16 protein-coding genes are annotated in these 15,255 nt (G+C 71.1%); 9 read left to right on the forward strand and 7 right to left on the reverse strand.

Features of this window, described 5'->3' with window-relative positions:
• Positions 1 to 50: 50 nt before the first annotated feature.
• Entirely contained in the window at positions 51 to 923 is an 873-nt protein-coding gene (locus EDF28_RS15900; protein ID WP_123938949.1) for a PHP domain-containing protein, read from the reverse strand.
• Positions 924 to 992: 69 nt separating this feature from the next.
• Here EDF28_RS15900 and EDF28_RS15905 point away from each other — a divergent pair, with 69 nt between their 5' ends.
• Both EDF28_RS15905 and EDF28_RS15910 read left to right on the forward strand, forming a co-directional pair.
• The gene (locus tag EDF28_RS15905) at positions 993 to 2,477 is read left to right on the forward strand and encodes an aminopeptidase P family protein (protein ID WP_123294094.1); all 1,485 of its coding nucleotides are present in this window, start codon (positions 993 to 995) and stop codon (positions 2,475 to 2,477) included.
• Between the two features lie 9 nt (positions 2,478 to 2,486).
• Positions 2,487 to 2,975 (forward strand): GNAT family N-acetyltransferase, encoded by a 489-nt coding sequence (locus EDF28_RS15910; protein ID WP_123294095.1) that lies wholly within the window; start codon positions 2,487 to 2,489, stop codon positions 2,973 to 2,975.
• A gap of 40 nt (positions 2,976 to 3,015) precedes the next feature.
• Here EDF28_RS15910 and EDF28_RS15915 read toward each other — a convergent pair whose 3' ends face one another.
• Positions 3,016 to 3,933 (reverse strand): general stress protein, encoded by a 918-nt coding sequence (locus EDF28_RS15915; protein WP_123938950.1) that lies wholly within the window; start codon positions 3,931 to 3,933, stop codon positions 3,016 to 3,018.
• 83 nt (positions 3,934 to 4,016) lie between these two features.
• Here EDF28_RS15915 and EDF28_RS15920 point away from each other — a divergent pair, with 83 nt between their 5' ends.
• The 5 genes from EDF28_RS15920 (at position 4,017) to EDF28_RS15940 (ending at position 9,355) form a co-directional block, all read left to right on the forward strand.
• The gene (locus EDF28_RS15920; protein WP_111084991.1) at positions 4,017 to 5,336 is read left to right on the forward strand and encodes a magnesium transporter MgtE N-terminal domain-containing protein; all 1,320 of its coding nucleotides are present in this window, start codon (positions 4,017 to 4,019) and stop codon (positions 5,334 to 5,336) included.
• Positions 5,337 to 5,388: 52 nt separating this feature from the next.
• On the forward strand, positions 5,389 to 5,889 hold the full coding sequence (locus tag EDF28_RS15925) for a DUF1003 domain-containing protein (protein ID WP_111085044.1): 501 nt from the start codon (positions 5,389 to 5,391) through the stop codon (positions 5,887 to 5,889).
• Positions 5,882 to 7,042, forward strand: coding sequence for an Mrp/NBP35 family ATP-binding protein (locus EDF28_RS15930; protein ID WP_123938951.1), 1,161 nt, complete (start codon positions 5,882 to 5,884; stop codon positions 7,040 to 7,042). Before EDF28_RS15925 ends, EDF28_RS15930 begins: the two co-directional genes overlap by 8 nt.
• A 10-nt stretch (positions 7,043 to 7,052) precedes the next feature.
• Positions 7,053 to 7,901, forward strand: a complete 849-nt coding sequence (locus tag EDF28_RS15935) for a bifunctional 2-polyprenyl-6-hydroxyphenol methylase/3-demethylubiquinol 3-O-methyltransferase UbiG (protein ID WP_123938952.1) — start codon at positions 7,053 to 7,055, stop codon at positions 7,899 to 7,901.
• A 167-nt stretch (positions 7,902 to 8,068) separates the two neighbouring features.
• On the forward strand, positions 8,069 to 9,355 hold the full coding sequence (locus EDF28_RS15940; RefSeq protein WP_185094271.1) for a carbohydrate-binding protein: 1,287 nt from the start codon (positions 8,069 to 8,071) through the stop codon (positions 9,353 to 9,355).
• Positions 9,356 to 9,449: 94 nt separating this feature from the next.
• On the opposite strand, the gene EDF28_RS15945 is transcribed toward EDF28_RS15940, so the two are convergent.
• Complete coding sequence (locus EDF28_RS15945; RefSeq protein WP_111084987.1) at positions 9,450 to 9,824, reverse strand: twin-arginine translocase TatA/TatE family subunit; 375 nt, start codon at positions 9,822 to 9,824, stop codon at positions 9,450 to 9,452.
• 64 nt (positions 9,825 to 9,888) lie between these two features.
• Between EDF28_RS15945 and EDF28_RS15950 the strand changes: the two genes are divergently transcribed.
• Complete coding sequence (locus tag EDF28_RS15950) at positions 9,889 to 10,521, forward strand: O-methyltransferase (protein ID WP_123294100.1); 633 nt, start codon at positions 9,889 to 9,891, stop codon at positions 10,519 to 10,521.
• A gap of 16 nt (positions 10,522 to 10,537) precedes the next feature.
• Here EDF28_RS15950 and EDF28_RS15955 read toward each other — a convergent pair whose 3' ends face one another.
• A complete protein-coding gene (locus tag EDF28_RS15955) occupies positions 10,538 to 11,266 on the reverse strand; it encodes an AAA family ATPase (RefSeq protein WP_123938954.1) in 729 nt (242 codons plus the stop codon).
• 124 nt (positions 11,267 to 11,390) lie between these two features.
• Positions 11,391 to 11,564 carry a DUF3117 domain-containing protein gene (locus tag EDF28_RS15960; protein ID WP_123673120.1) on the reverse strand — a complete coding sequence of 58 codons (174 nt, stop codon included), beginning with the start codon at positions 11,562 to 11,564 and terminating at the stop codon, positions 11,391 to 11,393.
• A 127-nt stretch (positions 11,565 to 11,691) separates the two neighbouring features.
• Here EDF28_RS15960 and EDF28_RS15965 point away from each other — a divergent pair, with 127 nt between their 5' ends.
• A complete protein-coding gene (locus EDF28_RS15965; RefSeq protein ID WP_260155055.1) occupies positions 11,692 to 12,927 on the forward strand; it encodes an AI-2E family transporter in 1,236 nt (411 codons plus the stop codon).
• Here the strand turns inward: EDF28_RS15965 and EDF28_RS15970 are convergent.
• Positions 12,906 to 14,150 carry a hypothetical protein gene (locus EDF28_RS15970; protein ID WP_123938955.1) on the reverse strand — a complete coding sequence of 415 codons (1,245 nt, stop codon included), beginning with the start codon at positions 14,148 to 14,150 and terminating at the stop codon, positions 12,906 to 12,908. The genes EDF28_RS15965 and EDF28_RS15970 overlap by 22 nt on opposite strands.
• Positions 14,135 to 15,217 (reverse strand): succinyl-diaminopimelate desuccinylase, encoded by a 1,083-nt coding sequence (gene dapE, locus EDF28_RS15975; protein WP_123294103.1) that lies wholly within the window; start codon positions 15,215 to 15,217, stop codon positions 14,135 to 14,137. The genes EDF28_RS15970 and dapE overlap by 16 nt, the downstream gene beginning before the upstream one ends.
• Between the last annotated feature and the right edge of the window lie 38 nt (positions 15,218 to 15,255).

Raw genomic sequence — 15,255 nt, forward strand, 5'->3', positions numbered from 1 at the left:
TCAGGCCGCGCCGAGCGAGAACTGTCGCTTCGGTGGGGACGAGCCTCGGGTCAGGACAGGCGCGAGCCCGGGCCGACCACGGGGGCGCTGCCGGTGGCCTCGGACAGGATGGCGTCGAACGCGACCCGCGCCGTCCGGTGCTCGCCGAGCCGGTTCGGCTTGCCCGTGCCGTGGTAGTCGCTCGAACCGGTGACGAACAGGCCGTAGCGCGACGCCCAGTCGAGCAGGGTGCGCTTGCCGTGCGCCAGGTTCTCGCGGTGGTCGACCTCGAGCCCGCCCAGCCCGGCGTCGACGAGGTCGCGGAGCATCGGCTCGTCGATGACGATCCCCCGCGACGAGGCTGCCGGGTGCGCGATGACCGGCACACCACCCGCCTGTCGGATGAGTTCGACGCCGCGCAGGGGCGACGGCGCCTCGTGCGGTTCGTAGTAGCCGGACGCCGGGTGCAGGATGCCGCGGAACGCCGCGCTCCGGTCGGACTCGAGGCCCCGCGCGACGAGCGCGTCGGCGATGTGCGGGCGGCCGATGGTGGCCCCGGGGCTCGCCTGCGCCAGGACGTCGGCCCAGGTGATCGGGTGGTCTTCGCCGATGCGGTCGACCATGCGGTGCGCGCGGGAGAGGCGGCCGGAGCGGATGCGGTCCGTCTCCTCGACCAGGCCCGGGTCGTGTGGATCGACCAGGTAGCCGAGGACGTGCACGCTGCGGAAGCCGATGCGCGTGCTGAGCTCGAGACCCGGCAGGAGCGTCAACGGCAGCTCGCGTGCGGACCCGGACGCGTCGGCCCAGCCGGCGGTCGTGTCGTGGTCGGTCAGCGCGACGGCGTCCAGGCCGGCGGCCGCGGCCGCTCGGACGAGCTCCGCGGGTCGCTCGGTGCCGTCGGAGACACTCGAGTGCGCGTGCAGGTCGATGAACGGGTCGGGCACGTCGACAATGCTATCCACAGGTGAGGGGCCGCACAGGACGCCGGTGCAGCGCGGTGCGATGATGGGGGCATGGCCGACACGACTCCCCGCGCGACGAGCAACCGATCCACGACCCCCGGGTCCTCGACCTTCAAGGACTTCATCGGGTCGCAGTGGGCCGACCGCGAGCAGACGATCCCCGAGCCCCGCGAGCAGGCCGCCTTCGCTGCCGAGCGTCGGGCCCGCATCTCCGAGCTGCACCCGGGCCGCACGATCGTCGTCCCCGCCGGACAGGCCAAGGTCCGCTCGAACGACTGCGACTACCCCTTCCGCCCGCACTCCACGTTCGCGCACCTGACCGGGTGGGGCACCGACACCGTCGTCGGCTCCGTCCTCGTGATGACGCCGAACGGCTCCGGGCACGACGCCACGCTCTACTTCCGTGCCACGGCCGGTCGTGAGTCGGAAGAGTTCTACGCGAACCCCGAGATCGGCGAGTTCTGGGTCGGCCCGCGTCCCTCGCTCGACGCCGTCGCCGCCGACCTCGGGCTGGCCACGGCCGACCTCGGTGCCTTCTCGGACGTCGCCGACGGGCTCGACGCCTCGGCGCTGCTCGTGCGCGAGGCCGACGACGACCTGACCCGCACCCTCGACGCACGACTCGGCAGCGCCGTCGGCGGCGCGCCGGAGACCGACGACGCACCGGCGACCGACGACGTCCTCGCCCGCGACCTGTCCGAGCAGCGCCTGGTGAAGGACGCGTACGAGGTGGGCGAGCTCCGCAAGGCCGTCGACGCGACGAAGCACGGCTTCGACGACGTGATCGCCGACTTCGACGCCGTCCTGGCACACCAGCGGGGCGAGCGCATCGTCGAGGGCACCTTCAACCGCCGGGCTCGTGCAGACGGCAACACGGTCGGCTACGACACGATCGCCGCCTCGGGCCACCACGCCTGCATCCTGCACTGGACCCGGAACGACGGCGCCGTGCAGCCGGGTGACCTGATCCTCATCGACGCCGGGGTCGAGGTCGACTCGTTCTACACGGCCGACATCACCCGCACGCTGCCGGTCAGCGGCACGTTCTCCCCCGTGCAGCGCATGGTCTACGACGCCGTGCTCGAGGCGGCCGACGCCGCGTTCGCCATCGTCAAGCCGGGCATCACGTTCCGCCAGGTGCACGCCACCGCGATGGAGGTCATCGCCCGCAAGACCGCCGAGTGGGGCTTCCTGCCCGTCTCGGCGGAAGAGTCGCTCGAGCCGGACAACCAGTTCCACCGCCGCTACATGGTGCACGGCACGAGCCACCACCTCGGCCTCGACGTGCACGACTGCGCGAAGGCCCGTCGCGAGATGTACATCGACGGCGTCGTGCAGCCCGGCATGGTGTTCACGATCGAGCCCGGTCTGTACTTCCAGCAGGACGACCTGACCGTGCCCGAGGAGTTCCGCGGCATCGGCGTCCGGATCGAGGACGACATCCTGGTCACCGAGGACGGGGCCGAGAACCTGTCGATCGGCATCCCCCGGACCCCCTCGGAAGTGGAGGGGTGGATCGCCCGCTCCGGCCGCTAGCCTGAGCGGGTGACGACGCCCGACGCCTCCACCGACTCCCGCACGCCGCAGTTCTCGATCGAGGTCGAGCACTTCGACTCCCCCGACGCGCAGCGACTCCGAGCCGCGCAGCGCCTGGAGATCGACCGTGCCTACGGCGGCGACACCGAACCCGGCGAGAAGCCGACGGCGGACTCCATCGCGGTGTTCTTCCTGGCGCGCGACGAGGCCGGCACTCCGCTGGCGTGCGGCGGACTGCGGGTCGTCGACGACGGCATCACCGAGATCAAGCGCATGTACGTCCGGCCGGAGTCCCGCGGCTCGGGTGTGGCAGCCGCGCTGCTGCGTCGGCTCGAAGAGGCCGCGCTGGACCTCGGGTCACCGGCGCTCGTGCTCGAGACGGGGAACGAGCAGAAGCGCGCCGTCGGGTTCTACGAGCGCGAGGGCTTCACGCGCATCGCCAACTTCGGCCCGTACGTCGGCGCCCCGCTGTCGATCTGCTACTCGAAGGTGCTGTAGCCCGAGCACTTCGAGCCCGAGCCCACCGACACTGCACGCGTCAGGCGCGCTCGTCGCCCTTCGGCGACGACGGGGTCGACGAAGACGACGGTGCCGGCGGCGTCGCACCGGGCACCCGCTCGCCGTACTGCGGCGGGTCCTGCGGACGACGCTCGGGGATCGCCGGCCCACCCGAGGTGGGTCGGTCGGCGGGGGCGGCAGCGGACGGGTCGGCGTTCTCGCCGTACCGGGGCCCGTCGTTCGTGCCGTACCGCGGCGCGCTCGACGCACCCGGCGCCGTGGGCGCATCCGTCTGCGCGCCGGGGGCCGACGTGCCGGGCTGCTGCGGGCCTCCTGGCTGCTGGTGGGGTGTGGCGTGTCCGCCGTACGGCGACTGCTGCTGCGGCGGGGCGGGACGCCACGGCTGCTGTCCCTGCACCGGTGCGCCGGGAGCGCCCTGCTGGGGCTGCTCGTTCCAGTGCGTGGACGGCGTCGCACCGTGCTCACCCAGGATCCGCTGCGCCTGACCGGTCAGCTGCGGGTTGACGACGATCTGGTAGTTCGTGGCGAGCACCTGGTGGACGCTCGTGAAGTCGCGCTGTCGCTTGGTGATCGCGAACGAGACGATGCCGTAGAGCATGCCGAACGCTGCACCGATGATCGCGGCGGCGAGGATCAGGCCACCGGAGCTCGGCGAGAACAGGGTGAGCACGATGCCGAAGAAGATGCCGAGCCAGAGACCGGACAGGGCTCCGGCGATCGCCGCACGGCCGTAGGTCATCTTGCCGGTGACGCGCTCGACGGTCTTCAGGTCGTTGCCCACGATCGAGAGCTGGTTGACCGGGAAGTCGGCGTCGGCGAGCTTCGCCACGACGCGCTGCGCATCGGGGTAGCTGTCGTACGTGCCGAGGACGTCGCCCTTGGGCAGCGTCGGGAAGGCCTGGGCGGTCCTGCCGGCGAAGGGACTCTGATTGCTCACACAGCCATCATTCACCGCGCACCTTGCAATCGCACGTGCACCGCCGGGGAAGCGCCAGCACGCAACCGACTACGCTGGGTCGGGTGAGCGCCACGAAGGTCTTCGTCGCCCGCCTCGCCGGGTGCTCCGTCTTCGACCCCGCGGGCGACCGGGTGGGCAAGGTCCGGGACGTCCTGGTGGTCTACCGCCGGGCCGATCCCCCGCACGTCGTGGGGTTGATCGTCGAGGTGCCGGGCAAGCGCCGCATCTTCGTCAGCGTCGGCCGCATCACCTCGATCGGTGCCGGCCAGGTCATCACCACCGGGCTCGTCAACATGCGCCGCTTCGAGCAGCGCGGCGGCGAGGTCCGGGTGATCGCCGAGATGCTCGGTCGCAAGGTGCTCATCAAGAACCAGCGCATCCGCGCCACCATCGAGGACGTCGCGATCGAGGACCGCGGGCAGGGCGACTGGGAGGTCGCGCAGCTCTTCCTCCGCAAGCCGAAGACCACCCCGTCGCCGTTCGGCAAGGGCCCGACGACGTTCGCGACGTGGAACGAGGTCACCGAGGACGAGCTCCCCGGCGAGGCCCAGTCCGCCGAGCACGTCATCGCGGCGTACTCCGACCTGGTGCCCGCCGACCTGGCGAGCACGCTGCTCGACCTGCCGGAGGAACGCCGGTTCGAGGTCGCCGAGGAGCTGCCCGACGACCGACTGGCCGACGTGCTCGAGGAGATGCCCGACCAGGAGCGCGTCGAGATCCTGTCGAGGCTCGAGGACTCCCGCGCGGCCGACGTCCTCGACCAGATGCAGCCGGACGACGCCGCCGACGTGCTCGCGCAGTTCTCCGACGAACGGAGCGAGGCGCTCCTGCAGCTCATGGAGCCGGAGGAGGCGCAGGACGTCCGCATGCTCCTGGAGTACGAGCCGGACACCGCCGGTGGTCTGATGACCACCGAGCCCGTCATCGTCTCCGCCGACGCGACCGTCGCCGAGGGGCTCGCACTCGTCCGCCGACACGACCTCGCCCCGGTGCTCGGTGCCGCGGTGTGCGTCACGCTGCCGCCGTACGAGCCGCCGACCGGTCGGTTCCTCGGGCTGGTGCACTTCCAGCGCATGCTCCGCTACCCGCCGAACGAACGGCTCGGCACGCTCATCGACCAGCAGACCGAGCCGGTCCGGGTCGACGCGAGCGCCGCCGAGGTCACCCGCGTGATGGCGACCTACAACCTGCTGTCCGTCCCCGTGGTCGACGACGCCCACCGCCTCGTCGGGGTGGTGACGATCGACGATGTCCTCGACCACGTCCTGCCGGACGACTGGCGAAGTCAGGGCGAGGGGGAACCCTCACCGCTTCCACGCCAACGCCCGCGCAAGACACCCGTGACGACGGGAAGGAGGACCACCCGTGGCCCGAACGGATGAGAACCGTCGTGATCGCGAGCGCTCCGACGTCCGCCTCGACTCCCCCAAGGGCATGCGCACGCGCGTGCTCCCGACCCGCCGTCGTGGCGGACGCGGTGACACGTTCGGTCGCGCGACCGAGGGCATCGCACGGGGCATGGGCACGCCGTGGTTCCTCATCGGCCTCACCCTGTTCTGTGTGGTCTGGATGGGCTACAACACCCTCGCGCCGAAGCCGTGGCAGTTCGACTCCGCCGCGATCGGCTTCACCGCACTGACCCTGGTGCTGTCGCTGCAGGCCTCGTACGCCGCCCCGCTCATCCTGCTCGCGCAGAACCGGCAGGACGACCGCGACCGCGTGCAGTTCGAGCAGGACCGGCAGCGTGCGGAGCGCAACCTGGCGGACACCGAGTACCTGGCGCGCGAGGTCGTCGCGCTCCGGCTGGCGATGCGCGACATGGCGTCGAAGGACTTCATCCGCGCCGAGCTCCGCTCCCTGCTCGAGGAACTCGACCGGCGCGACGCCGACGACGCCGGCTACGCGAACGAGCCCGGCAGCTCCACCCGTGGATGACGCGGCTCCCGCCGACGAGCAGCTGGGCACGGCGGTCCTCGCTGCGCTCGGCCGTGTGATCGACCCCGAGATCCGTCGGCCCGTCACGGAGCTCGACATGATCCGTGGGGTCGACGTGCAGCCGGGAGGCGCGGTGCGCGTCGACCTGCAGCTCACGATCGTGGGGTGCCCCGCCGCCGACACCATCGAGCGCGACGTGCGCGTCGCCGCCGGTTCCGTGGACGGGGTGTCGTCGGTCGACGTCGACGTGTCGGTGATGGCCCCCGCGACGCGTGCCGCGCTGACCGAACGCCTGCGGGCCGGCCGGCCGAACGGCATCCAGTTCACGGCGGACTCGCTCACCCGGGTGATCGCCGTCACGAGCGGCAAGGGTGGTGTCGGCAAGTCGACGGTCACCGCCAACCTCGCCGTCGCGCTCGCCCGCCGGGGCCTGCGGGTCGGGATCGTCGACGTCGACGTGCACGGCTTCAGCATCCCCGGGCTGATGGGACTGACCTACGAGCACGGCGTCGCGCCGCGGCCGACCCGGGTGGACAGCATGATCCTGCCGCCCGTCGCCCACGACGTGAAGGTCGTGTCGATCGGGATGTTCGTCGACGACGCCTCCACCGCGGTCTCCTGGCGTGGCCCGATGCTGCACCGCACCGTGAACCAGTTCCTGACCGACGTGTTCTTCGGCGACCTGGACGTGCTCCTGCTCGACCTGCCGCCCGGTACCGGCGACGTCGCGATCTCGGTCGGCCAGCTCCTCCCCCACGCCGAGGTCCTGGTCGTCACCACACCCCAGGCCGCTGCGGCCGACGTCGCCGAGCGCAGCGGGATCGTCGCACGCCAGACGGGCCAGCGGGTGATCGGGGTCATCGAGAACATGGCCGGGCTCGTCCAGCCCGACGGCTCGGTCCTGCACCTGTTCGGCAAGGGCGGTGGCGCCGAGACCGCCGCACGGCTGTCCCGCGGGCAGGACGCCCCCGTGCCGGTGCTCGGCAGCGTGCCGCTGTCCGTGCCGCTCCGTGAGGGCGGGGACACCGGCCTGCCGGTCGTGCTCGGCGCGCCGGAGGACCCCGCGGCAGTCGCCCTCGCCGCGATCGCCGACGGCATCACGACGATGGGGCGCGGACTGGCCGGACGGAAGCTGGGGCTGTCGCTGTCCTAGGCTCGTCAGCATGAGCATGGATCACGTCAGCGTCGACTGGGACCGCGCCCGCGACGCGAACCGGGCGAACTGGGACGACCGAGTTCCCATCCACGAGGGCGCCTACGCCGTGGACGAGCTGTCCGACCCGGCACACCGCTCCGACGTCGTGCGCGACGACCTGCCGGCGCTGACGCCGTGGCTGCCGGACGGCTCGCTCGCCGGCCTCGACGTCTGCCACCTGCAGTGCCACATCGGCACCGACACCGTGTCGCTCGCCCGCGAGGGAGCCCGGCTCACCGGCGTCGACTTCTCCCCCGCGGCGCTCGCCTCCGCCGCCGGCCTCGCGACGCGGCTCGGCCTCGACGTCACCTGGGTGGAGACCGACGTGCTCGACGCCCGCGCTGCCGTCTCCGGCGACTTCGACGTCGTCTACACGAGCATCGGCACGATCTGCTGGCTCCCCGACCTCGACCGCTGGGCAGCGCAGGTCGCCGGCTTGCTGCGCCCGGGCGGGGTGTTCTTCATCCGCGACGGCCACCCCGCGCTCTACGCCCTCGACGAGACCGCCGACGAACTCGTCACCCGGTACCGGTACTTCCCGGACGGCACCGCGCAGCAGTGGGACGACGCCGGCACCTACGCCGGCGACGGCACCGTTGCGAACACCCGCACGTTCGAGTGGCCGCACCCGCTGTCCGAGATCGTGAACGCCCTGCTCGGCGCCGGACTCCGACTCCGCCGCCTGGACGAGGGGCGCACACTGCCCTGGCGCTTCAGTCCTCGCATGGAGGACACCGGCGACGGCTCGTGGGCGTGGCCCGACGCTGACCGCGACCGGGTTCCCCTGACGTACACGATCGTCGCCACCCGCGACTGACGACGGGCGCCTGCCATCCGCTCGGCGCGCGCCTGTACGTTCGTTCATGGACAGGTCGTTCCACCCCGGAGCATTATGCAAGGGCATTGCACAATGCCCTTGCGGAATGTGACCGCCTGGGCTCCACCCGCCGGACGACGACGTCCGGCCGAGGACAGGAGAACCGTGTGAACCAGAACACCCGAGTACGGATCGGCCTCGTGGCCACCGTCGCCGCAGTGATCGCCGGGGGATCACTCGCCGCAGCACCGGCCATCGCCGCGACACCGTCGTGCGCGACCGCGTGGACCGCCGGCACCGCGTACTCCGGCGGTGCCACCGTCAGCGAGAACGGATCGAACTACACCGCGAACTGGTGGACGCAGGGCGACGACCCCGCGACGCACGCCGGGGCGACGGGCAGCGGCCAGCCGTGGACGTCGACCGGCGCCTGCTCCGGCACGGGCGGCGGGGCCACTCCTCCAGGTGGGGGGACGACGACCCCCGGCACGGGCGGGAGCGGCGGCACGGCCAGCGGACTGGTGTTCAGCCCGTACAAGGACATCACCGTGAACCTCGACTGGAACACGAACGTCATGAACACCGCGGTCACCGGGACGCGGATCCCGGTGGTCGGCTCGAGCAACAGCCTGGTGTCGACCCGGGAGCCCGGCCTCAAGGCGCTCACCCTCGCCTTCGCGACCGGCACGTGCGGCAGCGAGAACTGGGGTGGCGTCGCGGCGGATGCCTTCGCGAACGCCAACATCCCGAAGCTCGACGCCGCCGGGGTGAACTACATCGTCAGCACCGGTGGAGCCGCCGGTTCGTTCAAGTGCTCGGGCGCCGCACTGCAGTCGTTCATCGCCCGGTACGCGACCCCGCACATGATCGGCGTCGACTTCGACATCGAGAGCGGTCAGTCCGCCGCCGACGTGCAGAACCTCGTGGGCGCCGCAGCCCTCGCCCAGGCGAAGTACCCGGGCATGCGCTTCTCGTTCACGCTCGCGACCCTGGCCGCCAGCGACGGCTCGTACGGCGGGCTGAACAGCACCGGCGACGCCACCGTGAAGGCGATCAAGGCGTCGACCCTGACGAACTACACGATCAACCTCATGACGATGGACTTCGGCCGCGCGACCACCGCGAACTGCGTGCTCTCCGGCTCCACCTGCCAGATGGGCAAGTCCTCGATCCAGGCCGTCACGAACCTGCAGCACACGTACGGCATCGCGTCGTCGAAGATCGAGGTCACCCCGATGATCGGCGTCAACGACACCACCGACGAGGTCTTCACCCTCGCCGACGTCGACACCCTGTCCGCCTACGCGAAGGCCAACGGCCTCGCCGGGATCCACTACTGGTCGCTCGACCGGGACACGCCCTGCGCCTCGACGACGGCGTCGTCCACGTGCAGCTCCGTCCCGAGCGCACCGGCACTCGCCTGGACGGATCGCTTCCTCGCCGACCTGAAGTAGCCGACCTGAAGTAGTCGTCACCACACCGAACACGGGAGGCCCGGTGCCAGCTGGCACCGGGCCTCCCGTCCGTCAGGTGGTCACGTGACGGGCGTCAGGTCGCTTCCGCGTCGAAGGGCGGCGCTTCTCCCGCGGCCAGCGGCACGACGGGAGCCGTCGCGCGGACCTTGGAGGCGGTCACCTGCGCGGTCTGGACCGCGGCGGCGCTGCTGGCGCTGCCGGAGTCGAGGAGCGCATCGCGGATGATCCGGCGGGGGTCGTACTGTCGCGGGTCGAGCTTCTGCCACTCGATGTCGTCGAACTCCGGGCCCATCTCGTCGCGCATCCGCTCCTTCGCGGTGTCGGCGAACCGGCGGACGGCCTTCACGAACTCGGCCAACTTCTGGGCGTACATCGGCAGGCGCTGCGGCCCGAGCAGGAGCACGGCAATGATCCCGATGATCAGGATCTTGTCGAGCGGGATGTTCACGTGAGCGAGCCTAACCCGTACGGCTCCGATGCACCCCTAGAGTTGTCAACCGAACGGAGTGTGCGTGTCAGAGAAAGAGTCGAACTGGAAGTTCGCCGAGGACATCGTCTCGGAGTCCGAGGCGATCGCCCGCGCTCGTGAGCACTCCCTGGAGCTCGGTGTCGAGGCGATCTCGCCCGCGATCGGCGCGCAGATCGGCGTCATCGCCGCAGCCTCCCGAGCCACGAGCATCATCGAGATCGGGACGGGCCTGGGAGTCTCCGGGCTGTACCTGCTCGGCGGCGCGCCGGACGCGACCCTGACCACGATCGACGTCGAGGTCGACCACCAGCAGTTCGCCCGCGACGCCTACATCAGCGCCGGAACCGCCCCCGCCCGGATCCGGCTCATCCCGGGCCGCGCGAACCAGGTGCTCCCCCGGATGAACGAGGCGTCGTACGACGTCGTCCTGGTCGATGCCGACCCCGAGCACGTCATCGAGTACGTCGAGCACGGGCTGCGGCTCGCACGCCTCGGCGGGACCGTCCTGGTGCCACACGCACTGTGGCGCGGACGCGTCGCCGACCCGGTCAAGCGCGACCGAGCGACGACCGACTTCCGGCTGCTGCTCACCGAGGTGTCGACGTCGGGGGCGGTGCGCAGTGCGCTCTCGCCGGCTGGTGACGGGCTGCTGCAGTTGACGAAGGTCACCGCGTAGCAGCCGTCCCCACCGGTCACTCGAGGTGCCGCAGGTACCGCTCCGGTGACTCGAGGAACGACCGCTGGTTGCGCACCAGATCGAGGTCCTCCCACTCGGTGCGCCGGAACCCCCACTCGCCGACCTCGTGGATCGTCGCGCCGGGGAACGCCGCCAGGACCGGTGAGTGCGTCGAGAGCACGACCTGCCCGACCCCGCTGTCGACGATCGACCGCAGCAACGCGATGAGCGTCAGGCACCCGGAGAAGGACAGCGCCGACTCCGGTTCGTCGAGGATCCAGAGCCCCGGCCACTGCGCGCGGTCGATGACGAAGTCGAGGAACGACTCACCGTGGCTGCGCTCGTGGAACACCGGCTCGGGGCGGGAGTGGTTGGGATTGTCCTCGAGGTAGGTGAAGAAACCGTGCATGGTCTCGGCACGCAGGAAGAACCCGCCACGCGGCGCACCGAAGTCACGGCGGAGGACGATGTGCCGCCACAGCGACGACTCGGACGGACGCGTCGAGTGGTTCGCCAGGGTGGAGCCGCCCTCGGGTGACATGCCGAACCGGAGCGCGATCGCCTCGATCAGGGTGGACTTGCCGACACCGTTGTCGCCGACGAACACCGTCACCGGGTCGAGGTCGAGTCCCTCGTCGAGCAGCTGCCGCACCGGGGGCAGCGTCGCCGGCCACACGTCGCGTGGCATCGGGTCCGGGTCGCGGTACTCCTCGACGCGGCGGATCGGCATGTGGGTCCTCGGCACGAGGCCATCCTGCCGGACGCGACCGACAGCGCGACGGGCGCGCACGCCGACGGCGCGGCGCCCCGGACGCAGACGACGGGCCCGGCGCGTACACGCTCCGGACCCGTCGTTCTGGTGCTTTCGACTACGAGGCCGAGACGACCTCAGCGAGTGCGTCATGGAGTTCCTTGGCCTCGGCATCGTTGACCGAGACGACCAGGCGGCCTCCTCCTTCGAGCGGAACCCGCACGATGATGAGTCGACCCTCCTTAACAGCCTCCATCGGCCCGTCACCGGTCCTCGGCTTCATGGCTGCCATCAGATGTCCCCTTTCGTGCAGTACATGCCCGCTCATTATCTCGTATTGATGGGGCAACTGCGAAACCGCCCAGGTTGGGGGTGTCGGATCGGCGGTTCTTCGCGGGTTCCGTTCGTAACCTTGGCGGATGCCGAACATTCGCTCCATGCGCCGTCAGTCCCCCAGCGGACGACCCGAGCGGTCCGAGCCGACCGGCAGGTCCGACGACGCAGTACCCGCCGGTCTGCGGATCGGCGCGGCGTTCACCTGGCGCATCCTCGTCGTGGGTGCCGGCCTCGCCGTCCTGGTGGCGCTGGTCGTGCTGCTGCAGGACATCGTGGTGCCGTTCCTCATCGCGCTGTTGGTCTGCGCGCTCCTCATGCCGATGTCGTCGTTCCTGCAGCGGCACCGGTGGCCGAAGTGGACGGCGGTGCTGTCGAGTCTCGTGGCGCTGGTGCTGGCGCTCGGCGGGCTGGCGCTGCTCGTCACCGAGCAGGTGCGGTCCGACCTGCCGTCGCTCGAACGCCGGCTCCACCACAGCGTGCAGTCCCTGCGGACCCTGCTCGACAGTGAGCCGTTCGGGATCACGGCGAAGGACGTCGACTCGTGGGTGTCGAACGGCTTCGACTACCTGCAGGCGCACGCCTCGACGATCCTGTCCGGGTTCCAGGCCGCCGGCACCGGCGCCGTGCACGTGCTCGAGGGGCTGTTCATCATCGTGTTCACGACGCTGTTCGTGCTCATCGACGGCCCGCGCATCTGGGGGTGGGTCGTCCGGCTCTTCCCGCGCCGGGCACGTGCTCGCATCGACGTCGCGGGGCACGCCGGGTGGAAGACCCTGACGAGCTTCATCCGCGTCCAGCTCGTGGTCGCCGTCACCGACGCCCTCGGTGTCACCATCGGCGCCCTCGCGCTGCAGATCCCGCTGGCGATCCCGATCGGCGTGATCGTGTTCTTCGGCGCGTTCGTCCCCGTCGTCGGTGCGATCGTCGCCGGCGCGGTCGCGGTGCTCATCGCACTCGTGTTCAACGGCTGGGTGCCGGCGCTCGTGATGCTCGGCATCGTGGTCGTCGTGCAGCAGCTCGAGAGCCACGTCCTGCACCCGTTCCTGACCGGCACGGCCGTCAAGGTCCACCCGCTCGGGGTCGTCCTCGGGGTGACCGCGGGCACGACGATCGCGGGTGTCGTCGGCGCGTTCTTCGCGGTGCCGTTCATCGCCACCGTCAACGCGATGGTCGTGGCGGCGGCGAACTGGCGGCCGGGTGACCCGGAGCCGATGTCAGCGACGGTGCCGAAGCGCGAGCGGAGCGGTCCCGCCGCACGGCTCCTGGCCCGTGCCCAGGCCCGTGAGCGCCGTGCCGATCACGGCGGGGTCCAGTCGTAGCCGTTGATCCACCAGCAGTAGTACAGCCAGACCCACTGCAGCCCGACGAACGCCACCACGACGGCCACCCGGTACACGCGGGACCGCGGCAGCGCCACGATGCCGAGCAGCGGCGCGATCGGCACCAGGATCCGCCAGGTGCTCGACTGCGGGAAGAACACGGCGAGCAGGTACACGACGTAGGCGATGCCCCAGAGGCGCAGCTCGATCCCGAGCACCCGGGCTGCGGGGATGCAGACGAACGCCACGAATCCGACGACCACGACGGCCAGCAGGACCCCGCCGGCGGGCTGGTGGAACCACCACCCGAAGCCCTGGATCCACGGCGCGAACGGCACGAGCTCCTGCCACCCGACGTAGGACGACCGCCAGGCGAGCTCGGTGTCGGTGTACGCCTTGGGCACCCCGGTGACGGCCCAGGCGATCGCCGGCCACGCCAGGCCGACCAGTCCGGACACGACCGCGACCACGGCGGGCGGCACGAGGCGGCGCAGGGTGAGCGGTTCCGACGACCGCACCCACGCGGGCCGGATCGCCCACGCGCCGACGAACAGCACGACGAGCAGGGCGAAGGCGAGCCCGGTCGGCCGGGTCATGCCGAGCAGGAGCACGACGGGCAGCATCGTCCACCACCGCCGGTCGACCATGAGCAGCAGCGCGACGAGCAGCAGGAACAGCCCCATCGACTCGGCGTACGCCACCTGGAACATCGCCGACACGGGCGCGACGCAGAACAGCACCGTGGCGAAGGTCGATCGCGCCGGGTCGACGAAGCGCCCCATCAGGCGACGGAACACGAGCGCAGCGCCGAGTCCGGCGAGCAGCGAGACCGCCACCGCGACGAACTCGAACGACGCTCCGGTGAGCAGCATCAGGCCGCGCACCAGGAACGGGTACGCGGGCATGAACGCCCACGCGTTCTCGGTCACGTGCCCTGCCGCGTCCACGGGCAGGGTCGACGGGTAGCCGCCGGTCGCGATGACGCGGTACCAGGCGCCGTCCCAGATGGACGCGAACGACAGGTACGCCGGGTGCTGGACGGTGAACGAGTTCGCCGCCTGCACGCTCGCGAAGGCCTGCATCATCAGTCCGGTGACGAACCGGGCGAGCACGTAGACGACCGTGATGCGGACCCACCACGGCACCACCCGGTAGCGGGCGCGCCAACGGGTGCGTGCTGGGGTCGGCCGGGTGGCCCCGGCCGTCGTCAGGCCGTCAGCCACCGACGGAGGCCGGCCTCGACCGCGGTGATCTGCGCGACCGGGACCTGCTCGTCGTCGTGGTGGGCGAAGACCGGTTCACCGGGTCCGTAGTTGACCGCGGGCACCCCGAGCGCCGAGAAGCGGGCGACGTCGGTCCAGCCGTACTTCGGGCGGGGCTCCGGGCCACCGACCGCCGACACGAAGTCCTGCGCGAGCGGGGCGTCGAGGCCGGGGCGGGCACCGGCGGCGAGGTCGACGATGGTCACGTCGTAGCCGTCGAAGAGTTCGCGGATGTGCGCCACGGCCTCGTCAGCCGAACGCGACGGCGCGAAGCGGTAGTTCACGTGCACCATCGCCTCGTCCGGGATGATGTTGCCCGCGATGCCGCCGCTGATCCCGACGGCGTTGAGGCCCTCGCGGTACTCGAGCCCGTCGACCGTGACGGTCCGGGGCTCGTAGGCGGCCAGCGTGGCGAGGATCGGTGCCGTCTTATGGATCGCGTTGTCGCCGATCCAGCTGCGGGCGCTGTGCGAGCGCTTGCCGAACGTGCGGATCTCGGCGCGGAGGTTGCCGTTGCAGCCACCCTCGATCTGCGCGCCGGACGGCTCCCCCAGGATGGCGAAGTCGGCGGCCAGCAGTTCCGGACGGGTCCGGGCGAGACGACCGAGGCCGTTCAGCAGGTCGCTGACCTCTTCGTGGTCGTACCAGACCCACGTGACGTCGACCGAGGGCTCGACCAGGTCGTACGCGAGCTTGAGCTGCACCGCGCAGCCGGCCTTCATGTCGACGGTGCCGCGACCCCACAGGATCTCGGTGCCGTCCTCGGCGGTGCGGAACTCGGTCGGCAGGTTGTCGTTGAGCGGCACGGTGTCGATGTGCCCGGCGATCACGACGCGGCGGTCGCGGCCGAGGTTCGTGCGGGCGACGATCGCGTCGCCGTCCCGGATCACCTCGAGGTGCGGCAGCGGTGCGAGCACCGCCTCGATCGCGTCAGCGAGGGCCTGCTCGTTCCCCGACACCGATTCGATGTCGCAGATGGCACGGGTGATGTCGATGGACGAGGCGGTGAGGTCGAGCTGCTCCGGCATGCGGTCACCTTATCTGCCGTCGCTCCCGTCGCGCTGGC

Source organism: Curtobacterium sp. PhB137 (assembly GCF_003814955.1).
In the GTDB taxonomy this organism is placed as follows: Bacteria; Actinomycetota; Actinomycetes; order Actinomycetales; family Microbacteriaceae; genus Curtobacterium.